Source organism: Lachnoclostridium sp. Marseille-P6806, assembly GCF_900625025.1.
GTDB lineage: Bacteria > Bacillota > Clostridia > Lachnospirales > Lachnospiraceae > CAG-791.
This window is the reverse complement of sequence record NZ_LR130578.1, coordinates 194695-217056: the sequence shown is the minus strand read 5'-3', so window position 1 is coordinate 217056 and position 22362 is coordinate 194695. Positions and strand designations below refer to the sequence as shown.

At 57.1% G+C, this 22362-nt stretch carries 18 protein-coding genes; all 18 read left to right on the top strand.

Translation table 11 applies throughout. From position 1 onward, the window contains the following. Positions 1-159 precede the first annotated feature (159 nt). The gene (locus tag E0E20_RS07805; RefSeq protein WP_130837639.1) at positions 160-1587 is read left to right on the top strand and encodes an L-fucose/L-arabinose isomerase family protein; all 1428 of its coding nucleotides are present in this window, start codon (positions 160-162) and stop codon (positions 1585-1587) included. A 124-nt stretch (positions 1588-1711) separates the two neighbouring features. Beyond that, positions 1712-2545, top strand: a complete 834-nt coding sequence (locus tag E0E20_RS07800; RefSeq protein ID WP_130837689.1) for a transketolase — start codon at positions 1712-1714, stop codon at positions 2543-2545. Next, on the top strand, positions 2538-3473 hold the full coding sequence (locus E0E20_RS07795) for a transketolase family protein (RefSeq protein ID WP_130837638.1): 936 nt from the start codon (positions 2538-2540) through the stop codon (positions 3471-3473). Before E0E20_RS07800 ends, E0E20_RS07795 begins: the two co-directional genes overlap by 8 nt. 64 nt (positions 3474-3537) lie before the next feature. After that, a complete protein-coding gene (locus E0E20_RS07790) occupies positions 3538-5022 on the top strand; it encodes an FGGY-family carbohydrate kinase (protein ID WP_130837637.1) in 1485 nt (494 codons plus the stop codon). Beyond that, positions 5019-6803, top strand: coding sequence for a cache domain-containing sensor histidine kinase (locus tag E0E20_RS07785; protein WP_130837636.1), 1785 nt, complete (start codon positions 5019-5021; stop codon positions 6801-6803). Before E0E20_RS07790 ends, E0E20_RS07785 begins: the two co-directional genes overlap by 4 nt. Continuing rightward, complete coding sequence (locus E0E20_RS07780; RefSeq protein ID WP_165444030.1) at positions 6778-7587, top strand: response regulator transcription factor; 810 nt, start codon at positions 6778-6780, stop codon at positions 7585-7587. Before E0E20_RS07785 ends, E0E20_RS07780 begins: the two co-directional genes overlap by 26 nt. A gap of 281 nt (positions 7588-7868) precedes the next feature. Continuing rightward, a complete protein-coding gene (locus E0E20_RS07775) occupies positions 7869-9239 on the top strand; it encodes an extracellular solute-binding protein (RefSeq protein WP_130837634.1) in 1371 nt (456 codons plus the stop codon). An 80-nt stretch (positions 9240-9319) separates the two neighbouring features. Next, on the top strand, positions 9320-10201 hold the full coding sequence (locus E0E20_RS07770) for a carbohydrate ABC transporter permease (RefSeq protein WP_130837633.1): 882 nt from the start codon (positions 9320-9322) through the stop codon (positions 10199-10201). A gap of 40 nt (positions 10202-10241) precedes the next feature. Next, complete coding sequence (locus E0E20_RS07765) at positions 10242-11093, top strand: carbohydrate ABC transporter permease (RefSeq protein ID WP_130837632.1); 852 nt, start codon at positions 10242-10244, stop codon at positions 11091-11093. A gap of 110 nt (positions 11094-11203) precedes the next feature. After that, a complete protein-coding gene (locus tag E0E20_RS07760) occupies positions 11204-12511 on the top strand; it encodes an MGH1-like glycoside hydrolase domain-containing protein (RefSeq protein ID WP_130837631.1) in 1308 nt (435 codons plus the stop codon). Between the two features lie 329 nt (positions 12512-12840). Next, positions 12841-14145, top strand: coding sequence for an extracellular solute-binding protein (locus tag E0E20_RS07755; protein ID WP_165444029.1), 1305 nt, complete (start codon positions 12841-12843; stop codon positions 14143-14145). 147 nt (positions 14146-14292) lie between these two features. Further along, entirely contained in the window at positions 14293-15168 is an 876-nt protein-coding gene (locus E0E20_RS07750; protein ID WP_130837629.1) for a carbohydrate ABC transporter permease, read from the top strand. Between the two features lie 14 nt (positions 15169-15182). After that, positions 15183-16016, top strand: a complete 834-nt coding sequence (locus E0E20_RS07745; protein WP_242622713.1) for a carbohydrate ABC transporter permease — start codon at positions 15183-15185, stop codon at positions 16014-16016. Further along, positions 16013-17080 (top strand): LacI family DNA-binding transcriptional regulator, encoded by a 1068-nt coding sequence (locus tag E0E20_RS07740; RefSeq protein ID WP_130837628.1) that lies wholly within the window; start codon positions 16013-16015, stop codon positions 17078-17080. The genes E0E20_RS07745 and E0E20_RS07740 overlap by 4 nt, the downstream gene beginning before the upstream one ends. Beyond that, complete coding sequence (locus tag E0E20_RS07735; RefSeq protein WP_130837627.1) at positions 17077-19107, top strand: beta-galactosidase; 2031 nt, start codon at positions 17077-17079, stop codon at positions 19105-19107. Before E0E20_RS07740 ends, E0E20_RS07735 begins: the two co-directional genes overlap by 4 nt. A gap of 150 nt (positions 19108-19257) precedes the next feature. Beyond that, positions 19258-19959, top strand: a complete 702-nt coding sequence (locus E0E20_RS07730; RefSeq protein ID WP_130837626.1) for an aspartate/glutamate racemase family protein — start codon at positions 19258-19260, stop codon at positions 19957-19959. After that, positions 19952-20842: a 3-keto-5-aminohexanoate cleavage protein gene (locus tag E0E20_RS07725; RefSeq protein ID WP_130837625.1), complete on the top strand. Its 891-nt coding sequence runs from the start codon at positions 19952-19954 to the stop codon at positions 20840-20842. The genes E0E20_RS07730 and E0E20_RS07725 overlap by 8 nt, the downstream gene beginning before the upstream one ends. A 24-nt stretch (positions 20843-20866) precedes the next feature. After that, the gene (locus tag E0E20_RS07720) at positions 20867-22345 is read left to right on the top strand and encodes a four-carbon acid sugar kinase family protein (RefSeq protein ID WP_130837624.1); all 1479 of its coding nucleotides are present in this window, start codon (positions 20867-20869) and stop codon (positions 22343-22345) included. Positions 22346-22362 lie beyond the last annotated feature (17 nt).

The window sequence follows — 22362 nt, the reverse complement described above, 5'->3', positions numbered from 1 at the left end:
AATTATAGATTTAAATTTAGAAAAAACCTTGCTATCATCAGGGTAATTACGGAGTCCCAGAGAAAGAATTTTGGATTTTCCGGATGTGGGAACGGGTGACTGCGGAAGCGGGGGGCGGTTTTTCAGGCAGGGAATGCTCCCGGAAAGGATGGAAAGGGAATGACGGCACAGATCAGAATCGGTTTTGCGCCCACACGGCGTGCGATTTTCAGTGCACCGGCCGCGGTGCGATACGCCGACTACACGAGAAAAAAAATGGATGAGCTCGGCATCGATTACGTAGATATCAGGGAATTCAATGAGGAGGGTCTTCTTTACGACGATGAGGATCGCAGGAAGATTGCACAGAAATTCAGAGAGGAGAAGATCGATGGACTCTTTCTTGCACATGAGAATTTCGGTACGGAATATGAGTGTGCGCGTCTTGCGAAAGAGCTGGATGTACCGGTGCTGCTCTGGGGGCCGAGAGACGAAAGACCTGATGCGAAAGGCTCACGTGAGCGGGATTCGCAGTGTGGTCTCTTTGCGACCGGCAAGGTGCTGCGCCGTTTCGGCGTTCCGTTTACCTATATGACCAACTGCGGTCTGGAGGATCCGGAGTTTGAACGCGGAATGCGGGATTTCCTGCGTGTCTGCAATGTGGTCAAGAAATTCCGCGGACTGCGTGTTCTGCAGATAGGGCCGCGGCCTTTCGATTTCTGGTCGACGATGTGCAATGAGGGGGAGCTGCTTGAGAAATTCAACATACAGCTCGCGCCGGTGCCGCTGCCGGAGCTCTATAAGGAGATGCACCGTCTGGAGGCGGAAGAGCCGGAGAAGATCCGCGGAGTGGTTGAATACTGCCGCGCCAATATGAACTGCGACATTGAGGAAAGATACCTGACCTCGGTCGCCTCTCTCAAATGTGCGATGCGGAATCTTGCGGACAGGTACGGAGCGGGCGCGGCGGCGATCCAGTGCTGGAATGCGCTGCAGGACGAGATAGGGATCATGCCCTGCGCGGCAAATTCCCTCCTTATCGAGGAAGGACTGCCGGTCGTCTGTGAGACCGATATTCACGGTGCGATCACGCAGATCATGGTGGAAGCGGCTGATATGGGCGAGCACCGCGCGATGTTTGCGGACTGGACGGTGCGCCATCCTGACAACGATAACGGTGAGCTTCTGCAGCACTGCGGTCCGTGGCCGATCAGTGTGGCGAAAGAGAAGCCCACGATCTGTGTGCCGGTTGCGTTTCCGCAGAACGGCGCGGTTTCCGCAGAGGCAAGGCACGGAAAAATTTCGATTGCGCGTTTTGACGGAGACGGAGGGGATTATTTTCTGCTGCTGGGCCATGCGAAAGGGATCGACGGCCCCTACACGAGAGGAACCTATCTCTGGATAGAGGTGAGCAACTGGAAGCGTCTCGAGGCCAAAATCGTCGAGGGCCCCTATATTCATCACTGTGTTGCCATTCATTCTGATGTCGTGCCGGTTCTGTATGAGGCGTGCAAATATCTGGGCATCACGCCGGATCTTTATGATCCGATCGAGGATAAGGTCCGGGCCTGTCTGCGCGGTGAGGACGTTGTATTTGATGAAATCTGAGCCCTGAGGCCGTGCATGAGCTCCGGATGGTGCTTGAGATGGTATTGTGTGCTCTGCGCCCACAGAGAGAGCGCGGGGTGCCGGAAGAGCTCCGGCAGGGGAAAGGAGGATCGGAATGGAGAGCATGGAAAATCTGAAGCGCAGGGCATATGACCTTCGCAGGGATACGCTCGATATCATCATGGCGGGCGGCGGAGGCCACATCGGCGGCGATATGAGTGTCATGGATACACTGATCGAGCTGTATTTCAACCAGATGAATATTTCCCCGGAGAACCGGGAGGATCCGGATCGGGATTATTTTATTCTCAGCAAGGGACACGCCGTGGAGGCGTATTATGCGGTCCTGTGCGCGAGGGGCTTTCTTGATCTGGAGGATGTCAGGGCGCGTTTCTCCCGCTTCGGGTCGCCTTATATCGGGCATCCGAACAACAAGCTGCCGGGCATGGAGATGAATTCGGGCTCTCTTGGCCACGGTCTTCCCGTGGCGGTGGGACTGGCGCTCGGCAACCGGATGAGCGGGAGGGACAGCCGCACCTATGTGGTCATGGGTGATGGTGAGCTCGCGGAGGGCTCGGTGTGGGAGGGCTTCATGTCCGGACATATGTACGGACTGGATACGCTCTGTGCCGTAATCGACAGGAACCGGCTGCAGATTTCCGGCAGTACGGAGGACGTCATGGCGCAGGAGAAGCTGGCGGACAGAGTGCGCTCCTTTGGCTGGCACGTCGTGAATGTGGAGGACGGCAATGATCTTGATGCGCTGCATGCCGCCTTTGCAGAGGCCCGTGAGACAAAGGGATGTCCCACCTGCCTCATAGCGAATACCGTCAAGGGCAAGGGAAGCCCCGTAATGGAAAACAAGGCGGAGTGGCATCATCATGTGCCGACGGTGGAGGAATATGAACACATCGTCCGCGATCTGGATGCAGGAAAGGAGGCGCTTCTCAATGTCTAACCGTATTCCGAACCGCAAAGTGATCTGCGATGTTCTGATGGAGCATGCCGTGGTCGACAAAGATATTGTCGTGCTGTGCAGCGATTCCCGCGGCTCTGCGTCGCTCACCCCGTTCTTCGAGCGATACCCGGGGCAGTCGGTCGAGGTCGGTATCGCCGAACAGGATCTCGTCGGTATCGCGGCGGGACTTGCCAAGAGCGGAAAGAAACCTTACGCAGCCTCTCCGGCGAGCTTTCTCTCTACGAGGAGCTATGAGCAGGTCAAGGTGGACTGCGCCTACTCCGGCCAGAACGTCAAGCTCATCGGGATTTCCGGAGGCATCAGCTATGGTGCTCTGGGCATGAGCCATCACAGCGCGCAGGACATCGCAGCGATGACAGCCATTCCGGGCATGCGCGTATATCTTCCTTCGGACCGCTTCCAGACGAGAAAGCTGTTCGAGGCCCTTCTGGCAGATGAGAAGCCGGCCTATATTCGGACAGGAAGAAATCCGGTGGAGGACGTCTACACGGAAGAAAACTGTCCCTTTGAAATGGACAGGGCGACGCTTGTCCGGGAGGGGAGCGATGTGGCGATCCTCGCCTGCGGAGAAATGGTGCGCCCTGCGGCGGATGCAGCGGAGCTGCTCGCGGCGGAGGGCATCAGCGCACAGGTCCTTGACATGTATTGTCTGAAGCCGGTCGACAGGGAGGCGGTGCTCCGCGCGGCACGGACAACACGCGCCATCGTCACGGTGGAGGAGCACGCGCCGTTCGGGGGACTGGGCGCCATAACCGCGCAGATCGTCTCGGAGAACGATCCGAAAAAGGTGCTGGAAATCGCACTTCCGGACGAGCCCGTCATCACGGGGACTTCTGCGGAGGTTTTTGACTATTACGGTATGAATGCAGAGGGCATTGCCCAAAAGGCAAAGGAAGCGCTTGCCTGATGCCTGCGCTGCGCGGATACGGGAGAGACGTCTGCCGGGACAGGCCAGACATAAGGATGAGACGATGGGAAAGTATATTCTGAGCATCGACCAGAGCACGCAGGGGACCAAGGCTCTGCTCTTCGACGCCGGGGGCAGGCTCATGCAGCGGGCGGATCTCGCACACAGGCAGATTGTGAGCGAACGGGGCTGGGTCAGCCATGACCCGGAGGAGATCTATGCGAACACGCTGCAGGCCGTCAGGAATGTGGTGGACAGATCCGGGATTGACAGAAAGGAGATCGCAGCGCTCGGCATCAGCAACCAGCGGGAGACCACGGTGGCTTTTGATGATGCGGGGAAGCCGGTCTGCGATGCCGTTGTCTGGCAGTGCGCGCGGGCGGCGGAGCTCTGTGAGCGGATAGCAAAAAGCGGAGAAGATATTTCGGGGAGGGTGTATGCGGCGACGGGGATCCGCCTCTCTCCGTACTTCCCTGGGGCAAAGCTCGCATGGATACTGGAAAATGTGCCGGAGGCGGGACGCGTTCTGAGAGAGGGGCGTCTGCGTATGGGGACGATGGACAGCTATCTTGTGTACCGGCTTACGCACGGCAGGGTATACCGCACGGACTGCTCCAATGCTTCGAGAACGCAGCTGTTCAATCTGGCCTCGCTCTCGTGGGACAAGGAGATATGTGCTCTGTTCGGCGTGCCGGAGGAGGTGCTCGCGGAGATCACGGATTCAGACGGCGACTTCGGGGAGACGGACCTTGAGGGCTACCTTCCGTACCCGATCCCCATCCGGGGTGTGCTGGGGGATTCGCACGGCGCACTGTTCGGTCAGGGCTGTCTCGAAAAGGGCATGATAAAGGCGACCTACGGCACCGGCTCGTCGATCATGATGCATATAGGGGACAGGCCGGTGCTTTCCGGAAACGGCTTGGTGACCTCTCTTGCGTGGAGAATGGGGGGACGTGCGGAGTATGTCCTCGAGGGAAATATCAATTATACCGGCGCGGTCGTCACATGGCTCAAGGATGATCTGGGGCTTATCGATTCCGCGGGACAGACGCAGACGCTCGCAGAAGTGGCGAATCCGGATGACCGCTCCTATCTTGTGCCTGCTTTCACGGGCCTTGGGGCCCCTTATTGGGCTCCGCATGCGAGGGGGCTGCTCTGCGGCATGTCAAGGACGACAGGGCGTGCGGAAATCGTGCGTGATGCCCTGCAGTGTATTGCCTATCAGATCACGGATGTTCTGCGCGCGATGCAGGCTGATACGGGACTGCCGCTCCGGGAGCTCCGTGTGGACGGCGGGCCTACCGGCAACCGTTACCTTATGCAGTTTCAGAGCGACATCACCGGGATCCCGGTCGCGGTTCCGCCGACCGAGGAGCTCTCCGGAATGGGTGCTGCTTATGCGGCGGGGCTCGCGGTCGGTCTTTATGACAGACATGAGCTTTTTGACAGTGTGGAGCGGCGGAGCTATCAGCCTTCGATGAGCGGGCAGGAGGCGGATGAGCTCTACGCGGGCTGGAGGGCTGCCGTGGGCATGGCGCTGCATAAATGACAATACGCAAACAGATATTCATTGCCCTTGTAACCGTCGCGGTGCTCACCACGACGGTTCTTGGCGCTGCTCTTTATTATTTCTCCAGCCGGACGATACGCGAGGAATATCAGTCCGCCCATGCGGACGGCATACAGGTTGCGAATCATGTTCTGGAAATCACGCTGAAGTCCGTCGTTGATGAAGAACGGTCGTTTCTTGCGAATACTGTCTTTCGGAGTGCATTTGCGGAGGAGAATCCGGGGAGCCGGACGTTCACGGCGAGCGGCAGCCGCATCCTGCTCGACCAGCTTCAGAAGCCGCTTTTTTCGGGAAATGCCGTGCGGGATATTCTCGCAGTCAACATGGCGGGCAATATCGTTTTTGCCTCGCAGAATGATTCAAACCGCAGCTATATCGTTCCGTACCAGACAGAGGAAAATATTCTGCAGAGAGCATGGGTGGCGGACTGCGATGCAGCAAAGGGGCGCGAGGTCTTTTATGTCGGCAACATTCTCTTTGACAGCGGCAGAGATGATGCTTTCTCGGTGGCCAAGCTCCTGCTGTCCGCCTCGGGGGAGCCGATGGGGTATCTCGTTTTTAATGTGCGGAAATCGTCGCTCGCGTCGGCTTTCGGGACCCCGAAGGAGGGATATGACAATTCGGAATATCTGATCCTTGCGGCAGATGCGCCCGGGAGCGGGGAACACAGCGCGGCTGGGAAGGTGAGGCCGGTGTATACCTCCCTTCCCGCAGACGATGAGGAGCTTGCCGGGATTCTCGCGGCCTTTGGGGGACAGGGCCGAGGAAGTTATGTTTTTGCGCAGGAGAACAACCGGATCAGCGGCTGGACTGTGGTCAGCGCTATTTCAGAGGCGGAGCTTTTCTCCCGCAGCCGCCTCGTCGCGATGACGGCGCTTCTGCTGGCATTTCTGCTGATCGGGCTGGCAATTCCGGTTTCGGCCCGTGTTTCGCGGACGATTACTGCGCCGCTGTCGGTGCTGGAGGGGACGATACGGAGTGTCGGCGAGGGAAATCTGCGCGTCGAGGCGAGCTTTGACGACAGCGAGGCGGGGAGGATCGGAAACCGCTTCAAGGATCTTGTCAACAATAATCTGGAGCTCAAGGATCGACTGCTTCAGTCAACGATCCGGGAGCGGGAGTCGGAGCTTCTGCTCCTCCAATCGCAGATTAATCCGCATTTTCTGTATAATACGCTGGATACGCTGTATTTCATGGCCATTCTCAAAAACGAGGATGAAATCGCCGATTTCGTGCAGTCCCTCTCCGAAAATTTCAAGCTGAGCCTCAATCAGGGGGACAAGCTGATACCGGTCAGCAGTGAAATGCAGCGGATCGCGGCATACATGAAGCTCCAGAACTACCGTTTTCACGGCCGGTACACGCTGCACATCGATGTGGAGGAGAAGATGAGGGAGGAATATATCCTTACGTTCATCCTCCAGCCGCTCGTGGAGAATGCGGTTTATCACGGACTCGAGCCGAAGCCCGGACCGGGTACGGTCACAGTGCGCGGGAAGCGAAACGGAGGCGTGCTGGAATTTTCCGTTCTGGACGACGGGGTGGGGATCGCTGATGCTGATGCGCTGGATCACGGATACGGGATCCGCAATATCAGGGAACGCATCAGACTGTTTTACGGGGAGGAGTACGGAATCTGCTTCCGGAACCGGGAGAGCGGAGGAACTGTGGCGGAGATCCGTATTCCCTCTCTTTCCGGGAAGCAGGTTGAGCAGGCAATTAAGGAGTCGGGGCATGTACAGACTGGTGGTTGTGGATGATGAATACATTGTAGTCGAGGGGATCCGCGCTCTCCTTAGAAGGCTCGGAACCCCGGCGAAGGTGGCGGGGACGGCGCAGGACGGGCGGACGGCACTCACGCTCATACGGGAGACAAGACCGGATGTGGTCATCACAGACATACGCATTCCCTATATGGACGGTCTGTCTCTCATCGAGTCCTGCAGGGAGCTTCTGCCGGAGACGGAATATATTGTGATCAGCGGCTATCAGGAATTTGAATATGTGAGGACGGCGCTTCGTCTGGGTGCGCTGGATTATATCGACAAGCCGATCACGCAGGATAAGCTGGCGGCCGCTCTCGGGAGATACGAGGAGAGAAAGAGAGGAGATGCGGGGGCTTCCCTCCGGGAAAAAGACGGCAGAGCTTCGGAATGCGGCGAGACTTCAGAATGGCCGGGGGAGAGCTCTTTCGATGTGCATGCCGCGGCAGAGCGGGCAGAAGCCGGAGGCCATGCGGCGATCGTCCGGGTGCTGTCTTATATTCAGCAGAATTATGACAGGGACATCGGTCTGCTTGAGCTGTCGGAACTCGTGGGAATGAACCCGGCCTACCTCAGCGTCCTCTTTAAGGAAAATGTCGGGATTTCGTTCATCAAATATCTGACGGGGATACGGATCGAAAAAGCCAAACAAATGCTCGCGGAGGGCAGGAAAGCCTCGGAGGTCGGAACTGCGGTGGGATATAATGACCCGCACTATTTTTATGAAATATTCAAGAAAAATACGGGAATGACGCCCAGTGAGTACAAGGAGCGGGGGTAAAGAACGGCCATCGCTTCGCGTCGTGCAGCGCTGCGGCGGCGGGAAGCCGATTCCTGCCGCAGAAGCAGGGGACGGAAAAGGGAGAGGACATTTTCTGCGGCCTGTGCCGTCAAATCTTCAACACATCCAAAGAATCTCTGAAAATCCTAAAAAAAGCGGACGTAATATATATTTTTTGACCTTTTTTCACGGCATTGTGCCGTGATATTGTTCAAATATAAGGAAAACCAATCAATTTCGATGTGTAAAATCCACATCAAAACAAAAAAGGGAGGGTACAAATGAAGAAAAAGGTTTTGGCGGCAATGCTGAGCGCCGCGATGACGGCGGCTCTTCTTTCCGGCTGCGGCTCTTCGGCGGCTGATGTGCCGGCGGCGGGAGCGGCGGCAGAGACGGAGGAGAGTGCCGCAGCGTCCGGCGATTTTACCGGAGAGGATCCTCAGCTTGCAAAGGACTTCCACATTCTTTCGATCTGGGCGGAGGATAATGACAACGGCGTCCTTATTACCAGAATCTGTGAGGACTATAAGAAAATCAATCCGAATTTTACCTATGAGTATGAGCTGGTCGCTTCGGATGACCTGCGGCAGAAGGTTTCGACGCTGGCATCCTCCAACGACCTTCCGGACATGTTTGCCTATGAGTCCGGTAAGCCGATCGTGGACCTGATCGAGGCGGGTCGGATCACAGATATCGGTGCGCTTCTTGAAGAGGTCGGCTCTGCGGATTATGTGACGCCGTCCGCCACCTCTCTGCTGCAGACGCTTTCCGGTACCGACACAATCTATGACCTTCCGCTCGGCCTCAATGTGGAGGGCTTCTGGTACAACAAGGCGCTGTTCGAGAAAGCGGGCATTACGGAAGCACCGGCAACATGGGATGAATTCGAAACGGTTCTGCAGAAGCTCAAGGATGCCGGAATTCAGCCGCTCGCCTGCGGTGCGGCAGACAAGTGGGGAGCAACCCGCCTCATCAACGCCTATACGGTGCGCAGTCTCGGAGCGGACGCCATGCGGAAAGCGGCGGCCGGGGAGGCTTCCTACACGGAGCAGGGCTATGTGGATGCAGCAGCCAAAATTCAGGAATGGGCCGACAAGGGCTATTTCGGGGAGGGCGTCAATACGGTGGATATGGGCACGGCGGGTTCCATGCTGATGACCGGGAAAGCCGCTGTCTTTTATAACGGATCATGGTTCACCTCCAATCTCAATGATGCGAGCGCCAATGAAGCGGGAGAGGACGGGATCGGCTTCTTTAATGTCCCGGTCGTGGACGAAGCGGTCAGCGACGCCGGCGCCTATTCGATGAACTGCGGCAATATTCTCTGCCTCTCCAGTGCAAAGACGGATGAAGCGACCAAATGGTTCGTGAAATACTTTGTAGAGCATATCGGCGATGTGGCGATGGAGCTGCAGGGATCCATCAAAGGCTATACTTATTCGGCCCAGCCTGAGGATATGAGCGGCTACACGCAGCTCGTTCTCGATGAGATGGGCAAGGCGACCAGCGCTTTCACATGGTATGAATCCACCATGGTTTCCGAAGTCTCTGATGCGGCGCAGCAGAACGTACAGACTCTTCTGTCCGGGGAAATGACGCCGGAGGAGTATATGCAGTCCATTCAGGACGCGGCGGATATGGCCGGAATGTAACAGGCAGAGAATATGCAGGCGGGGCCGGCCGGCTCCGCCTGTGATGCGAAAATCCCGGCTTCAGGCGGTATGAGGTTCCTATGAAGAAGGTACTTGGAAATAAAAAAGCGATAGCGCTGTTTGTTCTTCCTCCTCTGATCCTGTACTCGATTATTGTGGTGCTTCCGGTTCTTTGGTCTTTCTATTATTCGCTTTATTCCGGGACGCCGGGACTGAAATGGAAATTCAGCGGCCTCGGAAACTATCTGAAGCTCTTTCGGGACAGGAACTTTCTGGAAGCGCTCGCCGTAAATCTGAAATATATCGGTTTTACCATGCTGGGGCAGGTCGGAGGCGGTCTTCTGATGGCGCTGCTGTTCCGCTTCTGGCTTAAAAAATATAAGAATATCATCCGGACCATCATTTTCTTTCCGACGGTTTTGCCCACGGTAGCGGTAGGCCAGCTCTTCGCCAAGATCTATGAGATTCAGCCCAATTACGGCCTTTTGAATTCGCTGCTCTCGAGGATCGGCCTGCAGCAGCTCGTACAGCCGTGGATCGGACAGGCCTCGACGGCTCTTCCGGCCCTGATTATCATGGATATCTGGACCGGCATAGGCTTTCACTCCATCATTCTCTATGGTGCGCTGCTCGATATTCCCGGAGACATCATAGAGGCGGGCCGGATCGACGGCTGCAGCAGCTGGCAGCTCTTCCGGAGCATTCTTGCGCCGCTTCTCAGGCCGATGCTCATCAGCTCTGCGGTGTTCTCCTTTTCCGGAACGGTCAAGATGTTCGAATCGGCGCTGGCTCTCACAAACGGAGGCCCGGGCACGGCGACGCGTTCTCTGTCCATGTATATGTATTCTGTGTCTTTCACCTATAACAAGGCGGGCTACGGATCCGTCATCGCGATCTTTATCTTCCTGCTGTGCATTTTCGGCTCGGGGCTCATTAATCTGTTTGACAGGAAAGAGGAGTGACAAGGCGGAAGAAACGCGCGGGATAATAGGGGTTATTATTATGAACAGCAAGAGGAACAGGAAGCGGCTTACAGTCTCCGGGACAGCGGTGAAGGTTATAATTTTTGTGATCTGTCTGATCGATATTTATCCGATCTTCTGGATGCTTACGGCATCATTCAAGAAATCCAGCGAATGGTCGGCCAAGCCGGCCTATGCGCTGCCGGACGGCTTCTACTTTCGCAACTATATCGACGCGTGGAACAGGGGGCACATGTCTACGTTTTTTAGAAATTCACTGGTGGACACACTGATTTCTCTGGTCTTCATCGTCATTTTCTCTTCGGCGGTGGGTTTTGCGGTGACCAAGATGGACTGGAAATTCAGGAATGCTGTCAACCGGTATTTTCAGCTCGGCATCATGGTTCCGGTCGCGACGGCGCTGATTCCTCTGTTTCAGATCTATAACAGCGCCGGACTGTATAATACGAGCAGCGCACTGATTCTGTCCTATATCGCGTTCGGGCTTTCCCTCTCGGTCTATCTGGTTACGGGATATCTGCGTTCTTTCCCGGATGAGATCATGGAGGCAGCGGTCATAGACGGCTGCGGCATCTATTCTCTGATGTTCCGCGTGATCGTGCCGCTGATGAAGAATGCCATCGTCACCGTGCTGGTGCTGCAGTTTTTCTTCAAATGGAACGACCTGCTCTTTTCGATGACCTTTGTGTCGAGCACGGAGCTCAAGACGATCCAGACCGGTCTGATGTACTTTTCGGATGAATTCGGCTCCAGAAACTGGGGCGCGATTTTTGCATCGGTATCCATGAGCATTGTCCCTATGCTGGTTCTGTACACGATCCTCAATAAGACAATCATCGAGGGCATGACGGCCGGTGCGGTCAAGGGATGACCTCGTCTGCACAAATTGCCTCTGATCACAGCCGCAAAATCGCCTGCGCGAATTTTGCGCCGTGCGCCTCGCAAGGGGCGCTTCGGCATGGGGATTAATACGGATTTTCTATGATGGAAAATATAGAAGAGCTTTACCGTTATATCGAAGAGAATACAGAAAAGACGCTGAAAGAACCGCGCAGCTTTATCCGCTTCCCTTTTATTGATCCCGGATCGGTTTATGACGGCAATGTGTGGGACTGGGATACATTCTGGTGTGTGTACGGGCTGCTCCCTCAGCTGGACCGGATGAAGGGCGGCACTCTTAAGGAGCGCGTCCTCCGTCATGCCAAGGGCAATGTCCGGAATTTTCTGGACTGGCAGCTCCCGGACGGCTATATCCCGATGATGATCGAGGCGGGAGAGTGGCCGGAGCCCTATCTCAATATTCAGCATAAGCAGGGGCGCCTCATGAACATGCACAAGCCTTTCCTGTGTCAGCAGATCGCATGCATCAGCGAATATACCGGAGACTGGTCGTGGATCACACAGAGCACGGAGCAGATCGCCCGCTATTTTGACTGCTACCGGCAGAATTACTGGAATGCGGCCTGCGGCCTGTATGTATGGCGCGACGACATCATGATCGGAATGGACAATGACCCTGCCTCTTTCGGCAGACCCGAGTCCTCGACGGCCAATATTTTTCTCAACAGCTTTATGGTGATGGAGCTCGCCGCGGCGGAAAAGCTGTTCCGCCGGGCCGCGGATGCCGCAGACGGGGGAAGAAGCGGCGGACCGCCGGAAGGCGATCGTGCGGTGAGAGAGCGGGAGGAACGGCGTGCCGCAGAGGCGGAGGCGCACAGGGCGGCGCTCGAAAAGGCGATTCACAGGGAAATGTATGACCGGAGGGACGGCTTTTTCTATTCGCAGGATGTGGATATCCGGACCCGGGCTTACGACTGGTTTCATCAAGGGCTCGGCGTTTTCTGGAAGACGATCCCGATACGCATCGCGGTATGGAGCGGCTTTCTTCCCATGCTCGCGGGATTTGCGACAAAGGAGGAGGCGGAAAGCCTCCGGCAGTGGTACAGGAGGAGCGAGGCTTTCGGGACGGCCTACGGCATCACGACGCTCGATAAGAGAGAGAAAATGTACCGGATCGAAGCTACGAATAATCCGTCCGACTGGCTGGGCCCGATATGGCTGGTGGCGAATTACTGTGTGTTCCGCGGAATGCTGAATTACGGCTTCCGAGCGGAGGCGAAAGAGATATATGAGGGAACGGTGCGTCTTCTTTCAAAGGATCTTGAGGAGCACGGCTGCCTGCATGAATACTATGACCCGGCGGACGGGCGGCCCGTCATGAACGGCGGCTTTCTCAACTGGAATATTCTGGTGCTGAATATGGCGGCAGAGATGGAGGAACAGGCGTAAACCGGCAGATGCTTTGCCGGGCTTATGCCTGTTTTTCTGTTTCGATAAGGCATGTCGAAAGCGTCTTGGCTTCTGACGGAGCGGTATGGAGCTCTGTCCCGTCAGGGCTGCTTGTGATGCGAACTAAATATTTCTAAACATATGGCGGAGACGGCATCATATTTTGTTGATAATAGCAGAAAGACATCCGATATAAAACGGCAAAATGCGAATGGAACGATAGCGGTTTCAGAGATAAAATCAGTATATCTGAACGGAACGGGCAGTGTATGAAATGTGTTTACTTATGTTTAGAAAAGTTTAGATTCCGAGAGAGGAGCAGTATAATTATGAAAAAGAAAGCGGTATCGATGGTATTGACGGCCGCAGTGGCGGCGGCGCTGCTTGCGGGCTGCGGAAGCACTTCGCAGGGGGCGGCTGCCGCAGCAGATTCTGCGCAGAGCACAGAGGAGGAGCCGGCAGAGCTTACGGTGTGGAGCTGGGATGCCTCCTTCAACGGAGCGGCCTTTGAGGAAGCGGACAAGCTGGATGATTCCGTCAAGGTCAATTTTGTCGAAATGGGCAAGGCGGATTGCCTTGAAAAGCTCCATACGGTGCTTTCCTCGGGCGTGACAGAGGGACTTCCGGATATTGTCACGATCAGCGACCTGAATGCGCAGGGATACCTGATGGCATATCCGGGCGCATTTCTGCCGATGGATGATTATCTGAATTATGATGATTTTGCTCCCTATAAAAAAGCGTATGTCTCCTATGACGGAGCCGGATACGGGGTTCCGTTCGATACGGGAGTGGCAGGGCTGTTTTACCGCTCCGATTATATCGAAGAGGCAGGCTATACGGATGAGGATATGCAGGAGCTCAGCTGGGATGAGTATGAGGAGCTGGGAAAGAAGCTGAGAGAGAAAGGACACTACCTCCAGACCTTCAATCCGAATGATGTGGCCAATATGCAGATCCTGCTCCAGTCTGCGGGGGCGTGGTTTACGGACGACGCCGGAAAGGCAGATTTTGTGAACAATGCGGCGCTGAAAGAGGCATATCGTCTGTTCCGGGAATTTAATGACGGGGACTTTGTCAAAAAGGTCAGTGACTGGAACGAGTTTGCGGGAGCGATCAATGGCGGTGATGTCGCCTGTGTCATTCGCGGCTCATGGATCACCTCCACCATCAAGGGAGGAACGGATCAGAGCGGGCTCTGGAAGCTGGCGCCCATCCCGACGCTCGATGGGGTAGAGGGAGCGGTTAACCGTTCCAACCAGGGCGGCTCCTCCATTTATGTCCTTGCGAACGGAGCACATCCGGAGGAAGCGGCAAGGTTCCTTGCAAAAACCTTCGGCGGCAGCACGGAGCTGTATAATGTACTTGCAGAAAAAGCCAATATCATGGGAACTTATCTTCCGGCATCCGATGTAGAGGCCTACAGCGCCGCGGATGAGTTCTTCGGAGGGCAGCAGATCAATGCGACGCTGGCCGGATGGATCGCGGAGATCCCGTCCATTAATCCCGGCGCCTACTCCGCCGAGGCGCAGGCGGCGCTTCTTGCTGTGACGCCGAATATTCTTGCCGGATCGGATCTGGATGCGGAGCTGGAGGCGGCGGAAGCACAGTTTAATGCCGCAGTGCAGGAATAAGAACAGAACTGCGGTGATCGGAAACGGGTGAGGGACTGCCGTATTAAGGAAAAGGCGTAGGGGCACAGAGGAATATCTGCCGGAAAGCACTGTGCCCTGCCGTCCCTGTCCTTAATGCGCACGGTCCCTTTTTGAACAGGAGCTCCTATGGGAAGAGGAAAAGGAAAACAGACTCGCACAGGCTGGGCAATGGTGGCGGCGGCAGGTGTATTTATCGGAGTTTTCGGCTATTGGCCCACCATACAGGCTTTTCTTCTGTCTTTTCAGACCGGCAAAGGAATCAACCTGAAATTCAACGGGGCCGCAAATTACAGAAGACTGCTGGGCGATGCGACATTCTGGGTCACGGCAGGCAATACGCTGCTGTATGCCGCTTTTGTCATTCCGATCATGATTCTGGCGGCCATGATCATTGCGGTCATTCTGAACGATCCCGTCATGAAATACAGGGGCGTATACAGGACCTGTATCTTTCTTCCCTGTGTCACCTCCATGGTTTCGTATTCTATCCTGTTCAAGTATCTTTTTTCGCTGGACGGGATCGTGAACCATCTGCTCATGGCGCTTCATCTGGTGAAACGGCCGGTAGCCTTCATACAGGATCCTCTCTGGGCAAAATTTGTCGTGATCGTCGCTCTGCTCTGGCGCTATACGGGATACTACATGATCTTCTTTCTTGCGGCGCTGCAGAATATAGACCCTTGCGTTTATGAAGCGGCAAAGCTCGACGGCGCAGGAACGGGGCAGACGTTCTGCCGCATCACGCTGCCGCTTCTTAAGCCCATCGTCTTTCTCACGGGGATCATGGCTCTCAATTCCATTCTTCAGCTTTTCGATGAGGTGGTGAATCTGACGGACGGCGGACCCGGCAATGCGACGCGCACCATTTCGGAATATATTTATGATCTTTCTTTCCGGTATGTGCCGAGCTACGGGTATGCGGCGACCGTCTCCTTTGCGGTGTTTATTCTGGTCGTAGCCATAACGCTCATTCAGAAAGCCGTTCTGAGGGATCGGGACTGAAAAGGAGGCAGAATATGAGATCAAAACAGATGAAAAATAAAAGGAGAAGCCTGCGCTACGGAGTGAGGCATATCTTTATGCTGTTGATATCCTTTCTGTCCGTCTTTCCTTTCCTCTGGATGCTCGTGAGCGCGACGAACAGCTCGGCGGAGATATCCATGGGCAAACTGCTGCCGGGGACGCGGCTTGTGGAGAACCTGCGGAACGCCTTTGAAGCGGCGGATATCGGCAGAGCGTTTCTCAATTCCGTTTATGTTTCCGTCATGGTCACGGTCCTTTCGATTCTTGTCTGTTCGGCGGCGGGCTACGCCTTTGCGATCTACCGCTCCCGGGCGACGGAAATCGTCTTCCTCATCCTGATCGCCTCCATGATGGTCCCGTTTGCGGCAAAGCTGATCCCCCTGTACAGGATTTTCGCGAATATGCATCTTCTTAATAATTACTGGGCCATTATTCTTCCGGCGATAGGGGCCCCGTTTCTGGTGTTCTTTTTCCGTCAGAATTCCGAGAGCTTTCCGAGAGAGACGATGCAGGCGGCCCGCGTCGACGGCTGCAGTGAAGCGGGAATTTTTCTGCGGATCTATATGCCGATGATGCGGTCGACCTACGCGGCGGCAGCGGTCTTTTCCTTTATGGCGGCATGGAATAATTATATGTGGCCGCTTGTGGCGCTGCAGAGCGAGGAAAAATATACGCTGCCTCTCATGGTTTCCAATCTTGCGGGGGGCTTCGCGCCGGATTACGGTATGATTATGGTGGGGATCGTGATTTCTACGCTTCCGACAATTTTCATTTTCTTCGTATTGCAGAAAAATTTTGTGGAAGGGATTCTGGGCTCGGTCAAATGAGTAAGAGAAAGCTGTTCGTGACATCAAGGGATATTGCACAGAGGCTGGGGATATCGGCGGCCAGTGTTTCTCTGGCGCTTAACAATCGTCCGGGAGTGAGCGCGGGGACGCGCGCCCGTGTTCTGGAGGAGGCGCGGAATGCGGGGCTTCTTTCCGAACCGGAGAATGAAAAGCGGAGGAAGATCCTGTTTCTTGAATATCGCAAAAACGGACAGGGCAGCAATCAGTCCTACTTTTCACAGACCTTTTCCAGCGTGATCGAGGGCGTGGAAAGACAGGCGAGGTGTAAGGAATGTGAGCTCAGCATTCTCACGGCCGACGCAGAGAATTTCGAGGAGGTGACCGGCAGCATCGACCGCAGGGGCACGGCGGGGCTTCTTGTCCTTGCCACGGAAATGGAGGAGGAGAAGATCCTGCTGCTTGACCGGCTCCGTCTTCCCATGGTCGTGCTGGACAATTACTGCGAGAGGGCGGATCTCAACTGCGTTATGCTCAATAATGAGCAGGGAGTGGAGCTGGCGATTTCCCATCTGGTCAGCAGAGGGCATGAGAGGATCGGATATATCCATGTGGAGGGAGACGCCGTCAACTTCCGGGAGCGGTATTTCGGGTTTCGCCGCGCCATGGAGCTTCACAGCCTTCCGATCCGCGAGGAGGACATCATACGCTTCTCCACGCTGTACGGCGGAGAGGCTGTTTTCTGGGAGCTGAAAAAGAAAATGGAGGGCAGGCATCAGATGCCGACGGCCTTTTTTGCGGATAACGATATTATAGCGGTATATGCCATCAAGGTGCTGCGTGAGCTGGGGTTTCGGATCCCGGAGGACGTTTCGGTGGTGGGCTTTGACGACATTCCGATCGCAGGACTTGTAGAACCGCCGCTCACCAGCGTCAGCACCTCCAAGCAGGAGCTTGGGAACTGTGCGGTAAACCAGCTTGTGAACCTGATGGACGGCCAGGTCGACGGCGTGCAGAAGACCGCGATAAAGACAAGGCTGATAGAAAGAAAAAGCGTCCGGGACATGGGCGGACGGCAGCGCAGCGGGACAGGGGGGAAGAAATGAGCTATGAGAAAAGACCGTACATTTTGTTCGGGGGAGATTACAATCCGGATCAGTGGGATGAACGGACGATCGCACAGGACATGAAGTATTTCCGGGAGGCACACATCAATACCGTGATCCTCCCCGTATTTTCGTGGGCCAGCCTTGAGCCGTCGGAGGGACAGTATGAATTCGGCCGGCTGGATCATATTCTCGACGTTCTGGAGGAGAACAGACTGCACTACATCCTCGCCACGCCGACCAGCGCGCAGCCCGCGTGGATGAGCAGGAAGTATCCGGAGGTGCTGCCCGTGGATATCGCGGGGAGGAAACGGACACACGGGATGCGTGTGTTTTTCTGCGTGAACAGCGAGAAATACCGGGAGAGGGCGGCGGCTGTCGCCGCCCGTATGGCGGAGCGCTACGGCGGCCGCAAAGGGCTCTCGGGCTGGCATATTGCCAACGAATACGGGACCTCCTGCTACTGCGATACCTGTCAGAGGAGGTTCCGGGAATGGGTCAGAGAGCGCTACGGAACGATAGAGGAGGTCAACACGCGCTGGCATACGTCCTTCTGGGGGCGCACGCTCACCTCCTTTGAGGAGATCATGCTCCCGACCGAGCTCAACGACGACTATCGCTTCTATCCCGCGGTAGAGCTGGATTACCAGCGCTTCAAGACGGATTCCACGATCGAATGCTTTGAGAACGAGTATAGGATCGTGAAAGCGGCTTCGCCAAAGCTGCCTGTCTTTACGAATATCTCCGGTTACCTCAAGAAGCTCGACCAGTTTGCGATGGTCCCGCATATGGATGTGGCGGGCTGGGACAATTATCCGGGGCCCCGGGACCCGCGGAGTCTTCCGGCGCTGAAGCATGACATCATGCGGGCGGCAAAGGACGGGGAGTCCTATTATGTGGCGGAGCAGTCCCCGGCGCAGCAGAACTGGCAGCCCTACAACAAGCTGAAGCGTCCCGGCGAGCTGCGCAGGCTCGCGTATCAGGGGCTGGCGCACGGATCGGACAGCAGCCTGTACTTCCAGATGCGGCAGTCGGTCGCCGGACAGGAAAAGCTCCACGGCGCCATCATTTCGAGGGTGGGAAGCGATACGACGCGGACCTTTCGCGAGGCCGCGCAGCTTGGAAGCGAGCTGGAAAAGCTGGGCGCCCGCTTTGTCGGGGGCAGGACGGCGGCGGAGGTCGGACTTCTCTTTGACTGGGATTCGTGGAGAGCGGCGGAGCTCTGCAGCGGGCCTACAAAGGATCTGGATTATCTGGAGGACGTGAGACGTTTTTATGAGCCTTTCTATATCCGGAACGTCCCGGTCGATATCCTTAAATCAAGCGCCTCGTTTGACCGCTACCGGATCATTGTGGCGCCGCTCCTCTACATGATGAAGGGAGATGCTGCGGAGCGTCTGGAGCGTTTTGTGCGGGACGGAGGAACCCTTGTCACGACCTATATGAGCGGGTACGCGGATGAGAACGACCGCTGCGTGTTCGGCGCCTGTCCGGGGCCTCTCCGCAGGGTGACCGGCGTATGGGTGGAGGAGACGGATGCTCTGTATCCGGATGAGTGCAATGCGCTGCGCTGGACGGACGGGGACTCTCCGGCATCTTATCCCTGCGATCTTCTGTGCGACCTCGTTCACCTTGACGGAGCACGGGCGATCGCCGTGTATGAAAAGGATTTCTATGCGGGCATGCCTGCGGTCACCGAGCACGCATGGGGAGACGGAAAAGCGTATTATGTGGCGACGAGGCCGTCGGCGGAGTTTCTCTCCTTTTTTGCGGGAAGGCTCCTTGCCTCCGCAGGCGTGCGCCCGGTCCTTGCCTCCTCGGGGCAGCTCGAAATCACAAGGCGGGACAGGGAAGGCGTGAGCACATGGTTCGTCATCAGCTTTGATGAGGCGGAGGGCTATGTGGAGCTCGGCGGGGAAGATTTCCGAAATCTCCTCACGGGGGAGACTCTGCGCGGGCGCACGGCGGTGGCGCCGGGCGATGTGCTGGTTCTTGGCCGGGATGCGCCGGCAGAGCGGAAAATATGATGGCGATACGTCTGCCGCTGCGGCTTAAAATTTTCCACCGCAATCACAATTTATCGGACTTCGAGGCGGGCCGGGGCTGCTTTATAATGAAGACGGAGCATTCATCCTGCTGTGAACCGGCAGGGGAGAGAAAAGAAAGGGCCTGAGGATATGAAAGTAGGTATCGTGTATACGAGTACGACGCCGGAGCTGAAAGAGGATGTGAACCGCGAGCTGCGCAGGGCTCTTGGGGAAGAGATTGAGATCTATGCGCAGGAGGATCCGTCGATCCTTGCCGAGGTGCGGGAGAACGGCTATGTGACGGCCGCCCCGGCAGCGCGTCTTTTCACGATGTTCATGAATGCGGTACAGGAAAACTGCGATGCGGTGCTGAATGTCTGTTCCTCGGTGGGAGAGGCGGCGGACTCTATGCAGGATGCGGCAAAGTATCTCGGCGTTCCCATCGTCCGTATCGATGAGGAGATGTGCCGTGAAGCGGTGCGGAGGGGACGACGCATCGGCGTAATGGCGACGCTTCCCACGACGCTCGCTCCTACCTGCAGTACGATACGCCGTGCGGCGAGAGAATGCGGAATGGCGGTGGAGATCACGGAATGTCTTGTGGACGGGGCATTCGGCTTAAATCAGGAGGCTTTCCGGGAGCGGATGGGGGAGTGCGCGGACAGGATCGCGGACAGTGCGGACGTCATCGTCCTTGCGCAGGGCAGCATGGCGTACTGCGAGTCCTATCTTGCGGAGCGCTGCCGCAGGCCTGTGCTCTCGAGCCCCCGCTTCGGAGCGGCGGCTCTCCGCCGCGCACTGCAGGACAAAGGAACGCTGATGCCGGACAGGAGGCGGGAAAACCATGCATAAGGTCATGCTGTCAGCGGCGCCGGTCCCGGCGTCTCCGCACCGCATCGATCCTGCCGCTCTGGCGGAGGATGTGCGGCAGTGCTGCCGGGAGGGAGCCGCCATGGTGCATCTTCATGTGCGGGATGAGAATGCGGCGCTCACCTCCGATCTCACGTTCCTTGCGGAAACCGTGCGGAGGATCCGGGAAAAATGTGACATCATCATTGAGGTATCCACCGGCGGCGTGTCCGATCTGACGATCCGGGAGCGCTGTGCGCCGTGCTTTCCCGATTATGTGGAGGCGAACAGCCTGAATGTCGGTTCCGTGAATCTGGGAAAAGCGGTCTACCGGAACCCTGCCGACGAGGTGGAGTACTGCGCGGCAAGGATACTTGAGAACCGGAAGCTCCCCGAGACGGAGGTTTTTGAGCTGGGGATGATCCACACGCTGCGGAGGCTCACGGAGCAGCTTCCGTTCCGGGATCCGCTTCTTGTCGCGCTTGTCTTCGGGCACGGCGGGGAGTTGCCGGCCACCCCTGCGGCGCTGCATCATATGCTGCAATTTCTGGATGAGAGCTTTGGCAGTCATGTCTGCGACAGGGCTCCGGCGCTCGCGTATCTTGGGGATCACATCGAAAGACCGGCGGAGGGCCGGGAGCTTCTGTGGGGTTATACGCAGGCGGGGCGCCGGGACTGGGATATGATGCGGTACGCGCTGGAGCAGGGAGCAGATTCCCTGCGCGTAGGCTTTGAGGATTCAGATTATCTGGAACCGGGGAGGCGGGCTGCGGTGAATGCGCCGCTCATCCGGAGGGCGGCGCAGCTTGTCCGGGAGGCGGGCTGTGAGCCGATGACGTCGGACGAGGCGCGCCGGCTTTTTCGCATCAACGAAGCGGGCCGGTGATCCCGGGGGAGGGAGGAACGGAGCATGTTCGTATCGAGAGAGAGGGAACAGACTGTCCTGAGCTGCCGGGAGCAGCGGGAATATTACGGGGCGATTGCCGCAAAAGCGGAAAACAGGGAGCGGATCGCGGCGGCGGAGAGGGAGCTCCGGGAGAGGGCAGCGGCCGCCGGCTTCTGCTGGGTGGTTCTCGACGATGATCCCACGGGAGTGCAGACGATCCACGATCTGCCGGTCTATACGGAATGGAGCGCGGATACCCTGCGCAGGGCTTTCTCGGAGCGGCTCCCGATGTTTTATGTCCTCACCAATTCCCGCGGACTTACGGAGACGGAGACGACGGCGCTGCACCGCGAGCTTGTGGAGAATCTCTGCACGGCGGCGGAGGAGACGGGGACGGCGTTTCAGATCATCAGCCGCAGCGATTCCACGCTCCGCGGTCATTTCCCGCTGGAGACGGAGCTGATCGGGGCCGGACTTGAAGAGCGTCTCGGCACCTCGCAGGACGGAATTATTCTCGCACCGTTTTTTCTTGCGGGCGGCCGGATAACAATAGGAAATGTCCACTATGTGCTGCGGGGCGATGAGCTCATCCCCGCGGCGCAGACAGAGTTTGCCCGTGATGTGAGCTTTGGCTATTCCCATTCCTTTCTTCCCGACTATGTCGAGGAGAAGACGGGGGGAAAGGTCCCGGCGCAGGAGGTCCTCAGCATTCCGCTGGAGCTCCTCCGGAGAGGGGATGCGGACGGAGCGGAGGAACGGCTCCTCCATGCGCGGGACGGCCGGGTGATCGTGGTCAACGCCCTCGAGCTCTCGGACCTCAGGGTCTTTGCTGCCGCGCTGTACCGGTGCATCGCGAAAGGGCGGCATTTCCTCTGCCGCACGGCAGCGGATTTTGTCAGGGCTGTCGGCGCGGTTCCGGATATACCGCTCCTCACGGCAAAGGAGATGTGTGCGGAGAGCCCGTCGGGACACGGCGGCGTCATCGTGGCCGGCTCCCATACGGAGAAGACGACGCGGCAGCTGGAGAGGCTGCGCGGTCTGCCGGGGCTGGACTTCATAGAGTTCGATTCGGATCTGGTCGTGAGCGGCGGCCTCGCGGAGGAGGCGGCCCGGGTGCGCATCCTCGCGGAGAGTGATGTGAAACGGGGGATCACGCCGGTCGTTTATACGAAGCGAAAGCGCCTCGAGCTGCCGGGCGACACGGCAGAGAGGGCGCTGCGGCGGTCGGTCTCGATCTCGGAGGCGCTGGTTTCCGTGATCGGGGAGATGGAGGAGACGCCGGCCTATGTGATCGCAAAGGGCGGGATCACCTCGAGCGATGTGGGAACGAAAGCGCTCCGCGTGAAGCGGGCGTGGGTGCTGGGACAGGTGCAGCCGGGGATCCCGGTCTGGCGCTGCGGCGGGGAGAGTCGTTTTCCGGGCATCCCCTATGTGATCTTTCCGGGAAATGTCGGAGAGGAGGACAGTCTCTGCAGAGTGGTGGAGACGCTTTCCGCGCGCTGAGCGGGACAGGCCTTCGG